We start from the raw sequence: 14,173 nt of genomic DNA, 5'->3' as shown, positions 1-14,173 counted from the left end.
ATAAATGTTGGGGATTAGTTGAAAATTTGATGCATTTAAGTCGTCATAAGCTCGATCATTATTTACGAGGTATGAGAGCTATGAAGCTTATACAGTCTACTTTTTAGCTCTCATGTCGCCCCCCCAGGTTTTCCTATGGATATCACTATTTCCTATACAAAGGGAGTTTCACTAGGGAAAGACTATTTGTGGTTAGCGAAACTTATTGCTAGGCATTATCAAACTATGGTGGCAACAGATTTACCAGAAGGACATCCGGACAAAATTAATCCCTATGGTTGGTGTGTAGCAGAACCAAACGGTTATTTAGTAGAAATGCTGGAAGACCTTTCAGATGTCGAAGACAGAGAAGGGTTACTACTAAATAGCAATTCCAAGAAATTACTTACTACATTCGGAAAATTGGCTTAAAAAATAAAACCTAACAAAACCACTACTGATAATGATACCGATAGATTAATTGACAATCTATTCACCTGTACCAAAACCCGTAAACTGGCGTACTTCAGGTTCATGAAAAGCTAAAACAATATCTTCTTTTGGCACTCCCATTTCCACTAATCGGTTGGCAAGTCCCTCTTCCGTGCCATCATGCTGAATCCAAATTTTTCCACCTTTGATATCAAGATGCAAAACACAGCCAAAATCACGTTTATTCCCACGCCAACCAACATACAGCAGTTGGTAGTGATCCTGCTCTGTATCAAAGACGGTCTGAACCTCAGGTGCGACCCAAGGGCGATTTACTCGCCCTAGGAGGCGCGCACCTACGTATTCTGGCGCAATTGTTTGCCGTGAAGCCCGTTGAGCACGTTCGGAAAGAAGATGTCGAATATACTGGCGATATTGCTCTACAGCCATTGAACAATTACCTCCTGTTTCACATCATAAATTACTAATCTAATCTGATAAGTAGTCGGACAAAAGCAAAATTAACTGTTGAAATAGGGAACAGGGAGCAGGGAGCAGGGAGCAGAGGGACTTGTGGCAACTTTACATAAGTTAATATAGTGAAGTTTATTTTTGTCCAGGTACTTACGGCAAGGGATTGTTTCTGGTTGAGTGTGATGGGTGTGCCCTAAGCCACCTCAATATACTCACAGAATGACACTGATTCAGGAGCACTTAATCCATCTTCTTTCAATCCTTCCAAATGAAACATCACTGCCTCAGTAATTAATTGTTTAACGTCTTCTAATGTTTCTGCCACCGCAACACACCCAGGAAGATCTCGAACATAAGCACCGTAGCTATTTTTTCCTTTTTCAATAACAACTGCATAGCGCATTAGATTTTATCCTCATCTATTTGAGCTTGTCGCCATATATTTTTAAGAGTCCCAATTGGAACCTCAAGACTTGATTTACCGGCGTTGCGTCAGTCTTCCTTTGAATAGGAGTAGAGTGGGCATCCTGCCCGCCCGAAAATATATTGTAACGGGCAAGATGCCCATGCTACATACGACCCAAGGGCGATTTACTAGCCCTAGGAGGCGCGCACCTACTCTTAAAATCATGCCATTATTAAGCAACGCCCCAAGCCCTAGCCCTTTGGGCTAATCCCACGATCTTGTAGGGTGCGCCCTCGAAAGGGTAACGCAGCAAGCGCAAAAAAGCAAAAAGTTCCAACTCTTAACCAAACCAGCATCATTAGCTCCGGTAGGTTGCTGAAACGTCGGGATTAATGATCGTGATTTTTCTGCCATTATGGAAGTAACTCCTACTTGGTTGGGAGAAAAGCCGCGCTGGTAATAGCCGTTAACCTTCACCAGCGCGGTTATTAGTTTCAGTGTGTACCTTCTATAGTATAGATAAATCCTCGAAAAAATGCAAGGGGTAATAAAAATTATTTACATTTATTTACAAATAGCCTAAATAGCCATTTATAGACTCATTTATGTTTAATTTACTTTGAGATTATTTTTTAATTTACTGATATAAAAAGGGAGCTGATTAGCTAAAATTAGGGAGCCTAGAGTAGGTCAGAGTTAAAATACTAAAAAGCCTGTCTACATCATTAGAATAAAATGCGTTCGCGTAGCGGCTCAGAGCATCGCATCCAGTGCCCGACAAGATAATGCGATCGCGTAGCGGCTCAGAGCATCGCATCCCATGCCATACAAGATTATGCGTTCGCGTAGCGGCTCAGAGCATCGCATCCAGTGCTGGACTATTACGCGATCGCATCCAGTGCCCGACAAGATAATGCGATCGCATCCAGTGCCCGACAAGATAATGCGATCGCATCCAGTGCCCGACAAGATAATGCGATCGCATCCAGTGCCCGACAAGATAATGCGATCGCATCCAGTGCCATACAAGATTATGGATAAGCATTCAGCTATCAGCTAATAGCTGACGGCTGACGGCTGACGGCTGACGGCTAATAATGGATAAGCATTCAGCTATCAGCTAATAGCTGACGGCTAACCGCTGATAGCTGACCGCTGACAGCTGATAGCTGACGGCTGACCGCTGATACCAGTTACTCAGCCTATAGCGACTTCATTTGTAATTGCTGAATCAAAGGAGCACATTGATAAACCATAGCGGCTCGACTATCTACATCCAGCTTCAGGAAGATCCGACGTAGATGAGCGGAAACTGTCCATTCACTAATTTCAAGCTGTTTAGCAATTAGCTTATTAGACTGACCTGAAGCAACAAGAGTAACAATTTGTAACTCTCGTTCTGTTAAGAGACTAGCAAGATGAGATGTAACGGAAGTAGTATTGTCTTGGAATTCTGTAATTGCATAACATTTACCATTTACCTCCATATAACCAACTGCATTCAAAGGACAACTGCTTTGAGGGGGTGAATTAGAGCTAGACCCTAAACTAGGTTTAAATTCGTGGTTTGTTTCACAAACTAAAAAACAAGAATTATTGATAAACAGCTTACCAATCACTTGATTTCCTAACTCTGATTGTATATCTTTAGTAGCTATATCTTGACGATAAAGAGGAAAATTAAGTTTCTCTTTCATAAGAAAAATGTCAAGTACCTATAGACATCCTGTTTGATTGATGAGCGGAACCTGGGGAAGGATAAAAGTAAGCATTCAGCTATCAGCTATCAGTTTATGGGCTACGCCCACGCTACTTGAGGTGCTATCAGCTATTAGCTATCAGTTTATGGGCTACGCCCACGCTACGCGAACAGCTTATGGGCTACGGCTGACGGCTGACGGCTGATGGCTGACGGCTGATGGCTGACGGCTGACTGCTGACTGCTGACTGCTGAATGCTTACGCAAAACTATAGCGCTGTGCGTAGGGAATAGGTAACATCGGACCAGGGAATGATTTAGCTCCCCAAGACTTCGCTGCATAGCTTCGTTGCTTGAATTTGTCAACACCATTACACCGATTGCTATAAGTATTCACAAATGATTTAGGAAGATCAGATCCATGGATGGTCTTCCCCCCCCCTTCTATTCTGTTAAATATCAATCAAAAAGGAATTAAATTGTTAAAAAACTTATAGTTTCTCTAGGCTTTACAAATGAGTTGTAAAACTAGATTGTAATTTTTGATTATCAAAAAAACGCTGTATTCCTTACTCCTGTTACCCTATCCGTAGTTTTATGTTACCGAAAGCGTGTCGTTCTATGTTTACATCTCAAATAGAAAGACTATACCAGAACGCTTTAGTATTTATCCATAGATCCTCCTTCAACTCTGGGCAATTCCCCAAGTCTTCAGGATCACAGGCAGAGTTATCGCTCCAAGAGGGCTTAGACATTCTGTCAGATACTGGAACTGCTGGTGTCACAAGATGTATAACACACAGATGAAGCCCTTCCCATAAAAGTTTTGCCAGTCCGGTGTAAATCATCAACTGGCGTAAGTACTCCGATTCCAAAGCCACAATTCGATCCTGCGGACTGACCAGTTCGCAAGAGATTCCCAATTTGTCCAAAGCTTTGCAGATATCTGGAGGACGATTATCACTAAAATCTGTAGGTTTCTGATAGCTCAGTATAAAAGCAGAACCCAAACTCGCACTTAGGGCTACAGTATCCCGGAATGACGCCATTAAAGTATCATTGGTCCCCTGTGACTGATTAATGCGTCGATCTAATAAGCGTGCTAAATATTCCCATCGTGCCAAGAGCTTGATAGTTGTACCTTTTGGCAGTAAAGACTCCCTGAGACTATCTCCCAGCCAGAATAGATTGAGTCCTAGCAAATCATGCTCAGTTTGTAATCGTTTCCACTCTTGAAGTGACGAAATCACACTCTCTAAGGTTGCTCTCTCCTGTTCAGATGCCTTTTTATTGAGAGTGCTTTTGGGAATAAGTAGTTCTGGTTGTTCTAAATAAAACTTAGTATTGTTAAGAATATGCCAAAGCTCTCTTGCTATCCAGATTTCGATTATTTCTCCTAGCTGCTGAGCTATGTGGACTCCATAATAGGAGAGCGCCAAGGCTGGATCCAGTACACAGATCCATTGCTTGGAATCAAGTTGGCTGAAAAGGGGAGTTATCAGCATTTTCAAGACGTCACTCCCATTAAAATAGCAGTTTTTATCCCAATTCTGTAAATTACGGCTAGCCATCAATTTTATCTCCTCATTTCCCCATCTCTCCATTTCCATATTTGCCCATCTACCCATCTAGCCATCTCCCTATCTGCAGAGGAATAGCGTTAATTTATCAATTTTGGATTTCACAAACAAGTCACAAAATTTTGCTAGTCCAAATCGATTAGTTCAAATGAGTTAGTCAAACTTGACTAGCTAGAAAACGTGACTTGTACAGAATCTCTGAAAAATTAATAATAATTACGTTGACAAACACGCCCTAGGCTTTCAGAGTCTGGTACGTGGCTGCTCAGTAAATCCAACCCGGTCAGTTAGGATGATTAGCGATCTGAGTCAAGTGTTGAGAAGAATTTTGGAACAGACCAGCCTATCGTCGAGGTTTCCAGAATTAGCGGAGGCTCAAATTTCCTTTGAGCGTCCCTCAGAAACGTTTAGTCCTGGACAGACGACGGTGAATTTATTTCTGTACGATATTCGGGAACACCTGGAATTACGTAATAATGAACCAACGATCGAGAGGCGCAATGGACAGGCAATTATTCATAATCCTCCAAAGCGCATAGTCTGTTCTTATTTAGTCACAGCTTGGCCCATTGGTGGCGAAGAATTACCCCTGCAAGAACACCGATTACTCAGCCAAGTGCTGCAAGTATTCTCAGCTTATCCAACTATTCCAGAAATACCTTTTTTAGAAAATACCCGACTTGCTGGGCAAGAACCAGCCTTACCAATGGTAACTGCTCAAGTAGATGGCGTACAAAGCACTGCTGAGTTTTGGACTGCATTGGGGAATCAATTACGTCCTTCCATCACAGTTAAAGTAACCATTGCGATCAAGGAACTATTTGAGCCAGACCCAACCCCCATTGTCATTACTCAAGATTGGCAATTAGGTCAGCGGATTTCACCATCCTCACAACAACTGGTGCCAGGCACCGAACAACGATTTTTCCGGATTGGTGGGCGAGTTACGGATGCTGACAATAAACCTGTTGTAGGCGCAACGGTTGTTTTGGTTGAGCGTAATCTGAGCGCAGCCACTGATAGAGATGGAAACTATAGCATCGGGGCAATTCCTGCTGGTGCTTATACCTTACGGGTGCAGTTAGACGATGTAGTACAGGAGGTTAATATCACTATCCCAGTAGAATCCGCAGCAAGTAATTACAACGTGGAGTTACAGCAGTAATTTTCGTGATTATCAAGGAGTAAGAATTATGCCACAGTATCTCTCCCCTGGAGTCTATGTTGAATACGTGCCACCCGCTTCCCTACCTGTTGCTGGAGTTGCAACCAGTGTCGCTGGGTTTATTGGTGTGGTAGCTGATAATGTTACTATGCCAGAGCAACCAGGACAGTTTCAAAAGGATGATGAAGGTAACCTTGTTTTAGATGATGAGGGTAATCCTGTTCCTGCCCCGTATGAGCGGGCGACCGCAGGTGAACCAACATTAATTACCAGTTGGGAAGAATTCAAAACTAGGTTTGGTGATTTCCAAGAGGGCAATAAAATCTTAGCCCATGCTGTTTATGGCTTCTTCTTCAACGGAGGTTCCCGTTGTTATGTACTGCGGGTTGCCGCTGCAACAGAAATTGATAACCCGGCTGAAGAGTTAGAGAAGTTTGAAACAGTTGATGAAATCACCATTGTTGCCGTACCTGGAGCAATAAGTGATATTCAACACACTGCTATTATCGCTCACTGCGCCAACATGGGAGATAGAGTAGCAGTCCTAGATGGCGATCAAACTAAAGAGCCAAGTGATGTAGAAAATATCCGTCCTGTTGGTCGTAGTCAGCAAGCCAGCTATGCTGCTATCTACTATCCTTGGATTAAAGTCTTTGATCCCGTTAGCAATGCCCCAGATACTCTACCTCCTAGTGGTCATCTTGCTGGAATCTATGCTCGTAATGATGCCACCCGGGGAGTTTTTAAAGCACCTGCTAACGAAGTTATTGTTAATGCCCTTGATGTCAGTCGTCCCATTAGTAAAGCCCAGCAGGATGGTTTAAATCCGGAAGGGATTAACGTGATCCGTTCTTTCAAAGGCACCATTAAAGTCTGGGGAGCCCGGACTATGGCAGATGATGCTAATGCTGATTTTCGCTACGTCAGTACCCGTCGCTATTTCAACTACCTACAAGAATCTATTGATGACGGGACACAGTTTGCTGTCTTTGAACCGAATAATCTAGCCCTGTGGCAACGGATTAAACGGACAGTGGGGGATTTTCTGTTAAATGAATGGCGCGATGGAGCCTTGTTTGGGGAAACACCAGAGCAAGCTTTCTTTGTTAAATGTGACGCGGAAACCAATCCCAAAGAAGTAAGAGAGTTGGGGCAAGTCGTTGCCCTGATTGGGGTGGCAATTGTCAAGCCTGCGGAATTCGTGATCTTCCGCATCCAGCAAACCGCTGGTGAGTAATCAGGCGAGTAATAAACAAACTTTTGAACTAACTGGAAAGGAGATTTAGTCATGGCAAGAGTTGATCCCTATAAGAACTTTCGTTTCCTGATGGAAATTGATGGCATTGTTCAGGCAGGATTTTCTGAATGTAGTGGTTTTGGTTCTGAAGTAGAAATCGTTGAATATCGTGAAGGTGGAGACGATGCTACAGTACGTAAGTTGCGAGGGAAAGCGAGTTATCCTGACATTTCCCTGAAATGGGGAATAACCGATTCCCGTGAACTCTATGACTGGCACTTAGCTGCAGTCAATGGCAAGGTTGAACGCAAAAATGGTTCCATCATTCTGCTTGATGATACCGGACAGGAGAAAGTACGCTGGAACTTCTTCAATGCCTGGGCTAGTAAGTATGAAGCACCTAGTTTGGATGCCAAAGGAAGTGATGTTGCTATTGATACCCTCACCGTGAGTTGTGAACGTCTGGAGCGGGTATAAATTATGACTAATTTCACCATGCCTGAGCAAGCAACAATGCTGCAAACTGAGTATGAGTTTACATTACCAGCAGGTTATGTGGACAAACAGGGGAATTTACATCGGGAAGGCACAATGCGATTGGCAACGGCTGCTGATGAAATTGTGCCCCTGAAAGACCCTCGCGTACAATCTAACCCAGCCTATTTAATTGTCATTCTGCTATCTCGGGTGGTCACCCGCATCGGTTCTGTAGAAATGATTAACCCAAAAGTGATTGAAGGGTTATTTGCCTCAGACTTGGCTTATTTGCAGGATCTGTACAATCGGATCAATGGCAATGGCATGCGATCGCTCCAGATTATCTGTCCCCACTGTGAAAAAGATTTTGCCGTGGAACTAGATATGTCGGGGGAATCTTAGGCTACCCCCTGGATCAACTCCATCAGGAGGTAGCCTATCTCGCCTACCACTTTCATTGGCACTATGAATCCATCATGGCCATGGAACACAGTCAGCGACGACGGTGGGTGGACGAAGTTGCCCAGATTAATCGGCGTTTGAATGCCCAAACCGGTCAGATAGAGTTTATCTGAAGGCTCACAAAATTAGCGATCGCTATTGAGCTGGGGTGCATCGGATTTTTGCTACTTGACCTGGTGGGTGGAACGGGCATCTTGCCCGTTACAATCGGGCGGACTATCCCAAAGCTGGCTACGAGGCGGAAAATTAGGGCTCGCCCTTGGGTGGTGCGTTACGGGGCGGACTATCCCAACCCTGGCTACGAGGCAAAAAATCAGAGGCTTTCCGCCCCTAACGCACCCTACGCACTAATTGAAAACCGCTATTTTGCAACAAAAGAATGGAAGATTCTCCTTACAATTCAACCTTGGGGCAACGTTTACAGCGGCGACTGGTTAAACCGGCTGGGGTCATTAATACCCAGCAGTTACATTCTCATTACCAAGCTACTCAAGGGACAGCGGCAAGACTTGTACAAAAATCCGTTTTACCGGAACAGGTAAAATTCCGTTATGGTTCTGGAGTTTTGCAGCCTACAGCCATCATGTCACGTCTTCAGCGACAGCGTACAGAATCAGCGGACGGTTTTGATGGGCAATGGCGAGTCAATCCTGACAGCTATTCAGGAACCGGAAACACAGCTCAAACCTTTGTGCAGACTCAACCAAGACCGTTTCAGAATAGTAGGGACAATAGTAGGGAAATTGTAGGAAAAAGCCCGACAGCAATATCCCAGAAAGTAACAGTAATGACCAAGCCATTGGTCAAAGAAACTAACCACAATCAGACTACAAGCCCAGTTTCATTAACCCCAGTTTCATTAGTAGAAAAAAAGCCTAAGTCTGCTTCCTCTACTCCCCTTAGGAAGACAACCAATGAAACTGGGGAGAAGGGAAATAGGGGAGGAACACAACCACAGCTTAAGATTAATCGCAAAGCAACGTTGGCAGAAGTTAATACCTTATCATGTCATGAGTCTAATTCTGTACAACCGCAAAGAGATACTAAACCTAGTCCTAAATCTAGTTCTAAATCTAGTACCAATCCTACAGTAACTCAAACTCAACCTGAAACCAGTAGCTCTTCCTCACCTCCCTACCCTGAAAAATCTGGAACGTTGCGGATTAGTCGAAAAGCAACTATTACAGCAGCTAATGCTAGTAATATTGCTAGAGTTCAAAGTAAATCTATTCAAGATCTACCTCTGGCTCAAACTAATAGTCCATCATCCCCAACTACAGTTTCCAGAAAAGAGGATAGCTCAGATAAAGAGGATACCGAGGATACGGTAATTCAAACCAAAATTATCCCGAATCAGCCCAAATCAGGTCAGATTACCTCTCCAGGTGATACCATAAATAACTCTAGCCCAGATTTCCCTCTGGCTAAAACTACAAGGGCATCATCTCCAACTACAGTATCTAGAAAAGAGGATAACGATCAGACAGTAATTCAAGCCAAAATTATCCCGAATTCTGGTAAACTATCCTCTCAAGGAGATACCATCACTCAAGCTAGTCATTCCCAAACTATAAGTCACAGTAACTCTAGTCCAGATTTTCCTCTGGCTAAAACTACGAGTACATCATCCTCAACTACAGTGTCTAGAAAAGAGGATAACGATCAGACAGTAATTCAAGCTAAAATTATCCCGAACTCAGGGAATCTAACCTCTCAAGGTGATAGCATAAATAACTCTAGTCCAGATTTTCCTCTGGCTAAAACTACGAGTACATCATCCTCAAGTACAGTGTCTAGAAAAGAGGATAACGATCAGACAGTAATTCAAGCTAAAATTATCCCGAACTCAGGGAATCTAACCTCTCAAGGTGATAGCATAAATAACTCTAGTCCAGATTTAACTCTGGCTAAAACTACAAGGGCATCATCCCCAAGTCAAGTATCTAGAAAAGAGGATAGCTCAGATACGGTAATTCAAGCCAAAATTATCCCGAACTTAGGTCAGATCACCTCTCCAGGTAATAACATAAATAACTCTAGTCCAGATTTCCCTCTGGCTAAAACGACAAGTGCCTCATCCCCAACTACAGTATCTAGAAAAGAGGATAACGAGGAGACTGTAATTCAAGCTAAAATTATCCCGAACTCAGGGAATATTACCTCTCAATATGATACCCTAAGTAAAGCTAGTCATTCCCAAACTAGAAGTCACAGTAACTCTAGTCCAGATTTACCTCTGGCTAAAACGACAAGTGCCTCATCCCCAAGTCAAGTATCTAGAAAAGAGGATAACGAGGATACTGTAATTCAAGCTAAACTCTCGCCAAATTCTGGTCAACTAATCTCTGAAAGTCCCACCATCACTCAAGCTAGTCATTTCCCAAGTCAAGTTAACAGTAACTCTAGTCCAGATTTACCTCTGGCTAAAACGACAAGTGCCTCATCCCCAACTACAGTATCTAGAAAAGAGGATAACGAGGATACTGTAATTCAAGCCAAGATTATCCCGAATCAGCCCAAATTAGGTCAGATTACCTCTCAAGGTACCACCATTACTCAAGCTAGTCATTCCCAAACTAGAAGTCACAGTAACTCTAGTCCAGATTTCCCTCTGGCTAAAACTACGAGTCAATCATACCAAAGCACAATTCAAGCTAAAAATAAACCTCTAATTAAAGGAATTATCCAAAGCAAAGCAGCAGAAAAAAACTATCAACCAACTGGTATCATACAGAAACAGCAGGAAAATTTCCCTGTACAACTATCCCAAAAAGCCTCAATTGCTAGTAACCCTACTGTAGTTTCCACAACCCCTAGCCAGTTATCTTCCTCATCTGAGTTAAACAGGGTTTGGCTGAAAACTACTAATACCATAGAGGCTAATACCATAGAGGCTAGTAAAGGGTTATCAACCACAAACTCCAATCATCAGAAACTGCCTCTACCTCTAGCAATCACCCAAATAAAAACGAATGGAGCGATCGCACGTCAAACCAATGCAGTGGAAAACTCTACCGTTCAAGCAAAGTCGGGAAATGCCACAACCCCGATGTCTACCCCAGAAACAGCATCAGCATCAGGGATAGATTTAACCAAAGTGGCTGAACAAGTCAGTCGTATTCTGGCTCGTAAACTAATGGTAGAAAGGGAACGTCGGGGGATTGGTAAATGGCATTAGAGAAACTAAGTATTATTCCTTTGAAGTGGAAAAAAAATCAAGACGAGAAGTACCGTGCTGTAGAGTCGGAAGAGAAAGACAATTATCCAGAGATTACGGTTTTATTTAACCCCGAATCCTACACCGTCAAAAAAGGTGTTACTTGGAGTGGTTCGAGCCAAAAAGAATATAATGCGCCAATTTTAGATTTTGGTGGGGGGGGAAGTCGGGAACTAACTCTGGAATTGTTCTTTGATGTTTCCGAAGGGGTGAAAAATTCACGATCTCAGAATTTTGATCGTAAGAATAATAGTTTATTAGATAGTACTTTCATCGACGATGTACGGGAGGAAACCAATAAACTTGTTGCCCTTACCCGCATTCGACGTGTTGGAGGTAAAGAACAACCACCACCAGCTTGTAAGGTTTACTGGGGTGAAGCACCAACTAATTCTGACTTCCCTTTTGTGGGGGTGATTACTAATCTTACCCAAACCTTCACCCTGTTCAAAAGTAATGGTAAACCGATACGAGCAAAAGTCAACATCACTTTTTCGGAATATCTCAATCCAGAAGATGATAAACGGCGTACCGATCCAGAATTAACTACTCGTATTGTCAAAAGCGGTGAAACCCTCAGCAGCATTGCGGCGGATGTCTATGGTAATCCTAAGCTGTGGCGACTCATTGCCCAAGAAAATCAACTGGATAATCCCCGTCAGCTTGATATTGGTAAAACCTTAACTATTCCCAAATTGCTTTAATGTTCATGGTTAATAGTTCATGGTTAATAGCTAATTATAATATTTATTTTTTGAATTTTGAATTTTGAATTTTGAATTTATAAAATGCCATTTACCCAACCCCAAGCATCAATATTTACCAAGTATGAAATTCTAGTTAATGGTTCGCCTTTACCAGAGTCAGCACAGTTCCATATTACTGGGTTAACAGTAGACGAAGAGATTAATTTGCCCAGTATGTTTACCTTAGAATTGGGCAGTTTGGATGTGCAGAAAGGGGAAGTATTGTGGCTGGATAACTCTTTGTTCAGTATTGGGAATACCCTAGAAGTGAAATTGGGTTACCGGGGAAACCTAACTACCCTCATGGTTGGGGAAATTACCGCTATAGAACCAGAGTTTACGATTCAGCGATTACCCAAAGTAATGATTAGGGGTTATGATCGCAGCCATCGCTTACATCGTGGTCGTCATACCCAGACTTTTGTGCAACTAAAAGATAGTGACATCGCAGCACAAATTTCCCAGCAGGTTGGACTTTCTGCCCAAGTAGAAGATAGTGGGGTAGTGCATGACTATATTTTCCAAGCCAATCAAACTCATATGGAGTTTTTGCAAGAACGGGCAGGAAAAATTAATTATGAGGTGATGGTGGAAGACCGAAATTTAGTATTTCGACCTACGGCTAATCAAGATAGTGAAATTCTCACCCTAATGTTTACTGATGACCTACTGGAATTTTATCCCTGTATGTCCTCTGCAAGTCAAGTCAACGAAGTCAAAGTACAGGGTTGGAATCCTAAAGACAAGCAAGCAATTATCGGGCGTGCCACCACTGGTGATGAAGGAAGCAAAATGGGGGGAGAAACTAGTGGTGCAGCTTTAAGCGAAGATGCTTTTGGTACAGCAGTAAAAACCCTGAGCAATCACCCAATGATTACCCAAGCGGAAGCAGATCAGCTGGCTCAAGCCCGTTTTCAGCAACTCAATCTAGAGTTAATTAGTGGAGAAGGAATTTGTCGAGGGCGTACAGATTTACGAGCAGGAATAGTAGTTCAAATTGATGGTGTAGGCAAGCGCTTTAGCGGTCAATACTATCTTACCAGTGTCCTGCATCGCTATTGTAATAGCCAATATCATACTAAATTTACAGTGCGGAGGAATGCTCAATGAAATTGTCTGAACTACTTTTGGATAGTCAATCCCACCGAGCGATCGCATCTCGTATTTATGGTGTCGTGGTTGGTGTAGTGACCAACAATGAAGACCCAGAAGGACTAGGTCGGGTTAAAGTGAAATATCCCTGGCTAAGTGATGAAGACGAAAGTGACTGGGCGCGAATAGCTACACTAATGGCAGGAAATGAACGAGGGATTTATTTTTTGCCAGAAGTAGATGACGAAGTATTAGTAGCTTTTGAACATGGTGATGTCCGTTTGCCCTATATTATCGGGTCTTTGTGGAATGGTAAAGAATTACCACCAGCAACTAATGAAGATGGTGCTAATAATATCCGGGTAATCAAATCCCGTAGCGGTCATGTCATCCGTCTCAATGATGAAGAGGGGGCAGAAACTATTGAAATTGTCGATAAAACCGAGAAAAATAGCATTATTTTTGATACTGCTAATAACACTATTGCTATTACCACCGATGGAGACATTACTTTATCAGCATCTCAAGGTAAGATTAAACTAGAAGCACAAAATATTGAAATCAAATCTTCAGCAGATACTAAAGTTGAATCCGGTGCAGCAATGGATATTCAAGCCAGCAGCACCATGAATCTTAAAGGTCAAACTATTAATCTAAACTAGCAGAGTATTTCTAACTTACTTTAGGTACTTTATTCCTAGGTTTTAGGGAGTAGGGAGCAGGGAGCAGGGAGTAGGAAAGTCAGAAGATAGAACTAAAAAAAGCACTATGATAAAAGTATTTTTTTTAAGAGGTATAATTTAATTATGGGACAACCAGCAGCCAAACAAGGGGACCAAATTACCGCTATTGATACTCATATTGTTATGGTACCAGGAACACCACCTGTACCAACTCCCCTACCTCATCCTTTTGCGGGCATTATTAACGGCAACCTCAGCAGTGATGTCAATATTATGGGAATGCCAGCAGCTACGGTAGATAGCACTGCCGATAATACTCCACCTCATATTCCCACACCTCCTGGCACTGCCTTTCAAAGTCCTCCTGCTAATAAAGGAACCATTAAAATTGGTAGCCCAACGGTAAAAATTAACGGTAAACAAGCAGCCAGAAATGGAGATATTGCTGAGACTTGTAATGATCCTGCCGATTTACCAATCGGACAAGTAATCGCAGTCGGTACAGTTTTTATTGGCTGAAAAGG

The 14,173-nt window shown here is 42.7% G+C and carries 17 protein-coding genes; 12 read left to right on the top strand and 5 right to left on the bottom strand.

Annotation, left to right across the window (positions count from 1 at the left end; translation table 11 throughout):
* Window positions 1–135 precede the first annotated feature (135 nt).
* Window positions 136–411, top strand: coding sequence for a hypothetical protein (locus F6K63_RS31675; protein ID WP_287314249.1), 276 nt, complete (start codon window positions 136–138; stop codon window positions 409–411).
* A gap of 57 nt (window positions 412–468) precedes the next feature.
* On the opposite strand, the gene F6K63_RS31670 is transcribed toward F6K63_RS31675, so the two are convergent.
* Complete coding sequence (locus tag F6K63_RS31670; protein ID WP_008178171.1) at window positions 469–861, bottom strand: XisI protein; 393 nt, start codon at window positions 859–861, stop codon at window positions 469–471.
* Between the two features lie 217 nt (window positions 862–1,078).
* Complete coding sequence (locus F6K63_RS31665) at window positions 1,079–1,288, bottom strand: type II toxin-antitoxin system HicB family antitoxin (protein ID WP_008178170.1); 210 nt, start codon at window positions 1,286–1,288, stop codon at window positions 1,079–1,081.
* Window positions 1,289–2,161: 873 nt separating this feature from the next.
* Here F6K63_RS31665 and F6K63_RS31660 point away from each other — a divergent pair.
* Window positions 2,162–2,332 (top strand): hypothetical protein, encoded by a 171-nt coding sequence (locus F6K63_RS31660; RefSeq protein ID WP_287263494.1) that lies wholly within the window; start codon window positions 2,162–2,164, stop codon window positions 2,330–2,332.
* Between the two features lie 161 nt (window positions 2,333–2,493).
* Here F6K63_RS31660 and F6K63_RS31655 read toward each other — a convergent pair whose 3' ends face one another.
* The 3 genes from F6K63_RS31655 to F6K63_RS31645 all read right to left on the bottom strand — a co-directional run bounded on the left by F6K63_RS31655 (window position 2,494) and on the right by F6K63_RS31645 (window position 4,618).
* Window positions 2,494–2,988, bottom strand: coding sequence for a response regulator transcription factor (locus F6K63_RS31655; protein ID WP_008178168.1), 495 nt, complete (start codon window positions 2,986–2,988; stop codon window positions 2,494–2,496).
* A 164-nt stretch (window positions 2,989–3,152) separates the two neighbouring features.
* Entirely contained in the window at window positions 3,153–3,332 is a 180-nt protein-coding gene (locus F6K63_RS31650; RefSeq protein WP_131826945.1) for a hypothetical protein, read from the bottom strand.
* A 290-nt stretch (window positions 3,333–3,622) separates the two neighbouring features.
* Window positions 3,623–4,618, bottom strand: coding sequence for a hypothetical protein (locus F6K63_RS31645; protein ID WP_287314248.1), 996 nt, complete (start codon window positions 4,616–4,618; stop codon window positions 3,623–3,625).
* A gap of 244 nt (window positions 4,619–4,862) precedes the next feature.
* On the opposite strand from F6K63_RS31645, the gene F6K63_RS31640 reads away from it, so the two are divergent.
* The 10 genes from F6K63_RS31640 to F6K63_RS31600 all read left to right on the top strand — a co-directional run bounded on the left by F6K63_RS31640 (window position 4,863) and on the right by F6K63_RS31600 (window position 14,168).
* On the top strand, window positions 4,863–5,735 hold the full coding sequence (locus F6K63_RS31640; RefSeq protein WP_287314246.1) for a Pvc16 family protein: 873 nt from the start codon (window positions 4,863–4,865) through the stop codon (window positions 5,733–5,735).
* Window positions 5,736–5,763: 28 nt separating this feature from the next.
* A complete protein-coding gene (locus F6K63_RS31635; RefSeq protein ID WP_287314244.1) occupies window positions 5,764–6,972 on the top strand; it encodes a phage tail sheath family protein in 1,209 nt (402 codons plus the stop codon).
* 51 nt (window positions 6,973–7,023) lie between these two features.
* The gene (locus tag F6K63_RS31630) at window positions 7,024–7,449 is read left to right on the top strand and encodes a phage tail protein (protein ID WP_071103394.1); all 426 of its coding nucleotides are present in this window, start codon (window positions 7,024–7,026) and stop codon (window positions 7,447–7,449) included.
* 36 nt (window positions 7,450–7,485) lie between these two features.
* Window positions 7,486–7,851, top strand: coding sequence for a hypothetical protein (locus F6K63_RS31625; RefSeq protein ID WP_071107698.1), 366 nt, complete (start codon window positions 7,486–7,488; stop codon window positions 7,849–7,851).
* Entirely contained in the window at window positions 7,845–8,024 is a 180-nt protein-coding gene (locus F6K63_RS37455; protein ID WP_083373623.1) for a DUF6760 family protein, read from the top strand. Before F6K63_RS31625 ends, F6K63_RS37455 begins: the two co-directional genes overlap by 7 nt.
* 266 nt (window positions 8,025–8,290) lie before the next feature.
* Window positions 8,291–11,089 (top strand): hypothetical protein, encoded by a 2,799-nt coding sequence (locus F6K63_RS31620; protein WP_287314242.1) that lies wholly within the window; start codon window positions 8,291–8,293, stop codon window positions 11,087–11,089.
* Window positions 11,080–11,832, top strand: a complete 753-nt coding sequence (locus F6K63_RS31615; RefSeq protein ID WP_287314240.1) for a CIS tube protein — start codon at window positions 11,080–11,082, stop codon at window positions 11,830–11,832. Before F6K63_RS31620 ends, F6K63_RS31615 begins: the two co-directional genes overlap by 10 nt.
* Before the next feature lie 84 nt (window positions 11,833–11,916).
* Complete coding sequence (locus F6K63_RS31610) at window positions 11,917–12,984, top strand: phage late control D family protein (RefSeq protein WP_287314238.1); 1,068 nt, start codon at window positions 11,917–11,919, stop codon at window positions 12,982–12,984.
* The gene (locus F6K63_RS31605) at window positions 12,981–13,628 is read left to right on the top strand and encodes a phage baseplate assembly protein V (protein WP_287314237.1); all 648 of its coding nucleotides are present in this window, start codon (window positions 12,981–12,983) and stop codon (window positions 13,626–13,628) included. The genes F6K63_RS31610 and F6K63_RS31605 overlap by 4 nt, the downstream gene beginning before the upstream one ends.
* Window positions 13,629–13,772: 144 nt before the next feature.
* Window positions 13,773–14,168: a PAAR domain-containing protein gene (locus F6K63_RS31600; protein ID WP_071103398.1), complete on the top strand. Its 396-nt coding sequence runs from the start codon at window positions 13,773–13,775 to the stop codon at window positions 14,166–14,168.
* Window positions 14,169–14,173: the final 5 nt, after the last annotated feature.

The sequence above is a fragment of the Moorena sp. SIO1G6 genome (genome assembly GCF_010672795.1).
GTDB classification, from domain to species: Bacteria; Cyanobacteriota; Cyanobacteriia; order Cyanobacteriales; family Coleofasciculaceae; genus Moorena; species Moorena producens.
The sequence above is the reverse complement of the archived record's forward strand: the minus strand, read 5'-3'. Positions and strand labels throughout refer to the sequence as shown.

Coding starts and splice junctions, on each gene's coding strand:
- F6K63_RS31675 (WP_287314249.1), top strand. CDS start 136: ATGGATATCACTATTTCCTATACAAAGGGAGTTTCACTAGGGAAAGAC.
- F6K63_RS31670 (WP_008178171.1), bottom strand. CDS start 861: ATGGCTGTAGAGCAATATCGCCAGTATATTCGACATCTTCTTTCCGAA.
- F6K63_RS31665 (WP_008178170.1), bottom strand. CDS start 1,288: ATGCGCTATGCAGTTGTTATTGAAAAAGGAAAAAATAGCTACGGTGCT.
- F6K63_RS31655 (WP_008178168.1), bottom strand. CDS start 2,988: ATGAAAGAGAAACTTAATTTTCCTCTTTATCGTCAAGATATAGCTACT.
- F6K63_RS31650 (WP_131826945.1), bottom strand. CDS start 3,332: ATGCAGCGAAGTCTTGGGGAGCTAAATCATTCCCTGGTCCGATGTTAC.
- F6K63_RS31645 (WP_287314248.1), bottom strand. CDS start 4,618: ATGGGTAGATGGGCAAATATGGAAATGGAGAGATGGGGAAATGAGGAG.
- F6K63_RS31640 (WP_287314246.1), top strand. CDS start 4,863: ATGATTAGCGATCTGAGTCAAGTGTTGAGAAGAATTTTGGAACAGACC.
- F6K63_RS31635 (WP_287314244.1), top strand. CDS start 5,764: ATGCCACAGTATCTCTCCCCTGGAGTCTATGTTGAATACGTGCCACCC.
- F6K63_RS31630 (WP_071103394.1), top strand. CDS start 7,024: ATGGCAAGAGTTGATCCCTATAAGAACTTTCGTTTCCTGATGGAAATT.
- F6K63_RS31625 (WP_071107698.1), top strand. CDS start 7,486: ATGCTGCAAACTGAGTATGAGTTTACATTACCAGCAGGTTATGTGGAC.
- F6K63_RS31620 (WP_287314242.1), top strand. CDS start 8,291: ATGGAAGATTCTCCTTACAATTCAACCTTGGGGCAACGTTTACAGCGG.
- F6K63_RS31615 (WP_287314240.1), top strand. CDS start 11,080: ATGGCATTAGAGAAACTAAGTATTATTCCTTTGAAGTGGAAAAAAAAT.
- F6K63_RS31610 (WP_287314238.1), top strand. CDS start 11,917: ATGCCATTTACCCAACCCCAAGCATCAATATTTACCAAGTATGAAATT.
- F6K63_RS31605 (WP_287314237.1), top strand. CDS start 12,981: ATGAAATTGTCTGAACTACTTTTGGATAGTCAATCCCACCGAGCGATC.
- F6K63_RS31600 (WP_071103398.1), top strand. CDS start 13,773: ATGGGACAACCAGCAGCCAAACAAGGGGACCAAATTACCGCTATTGAT.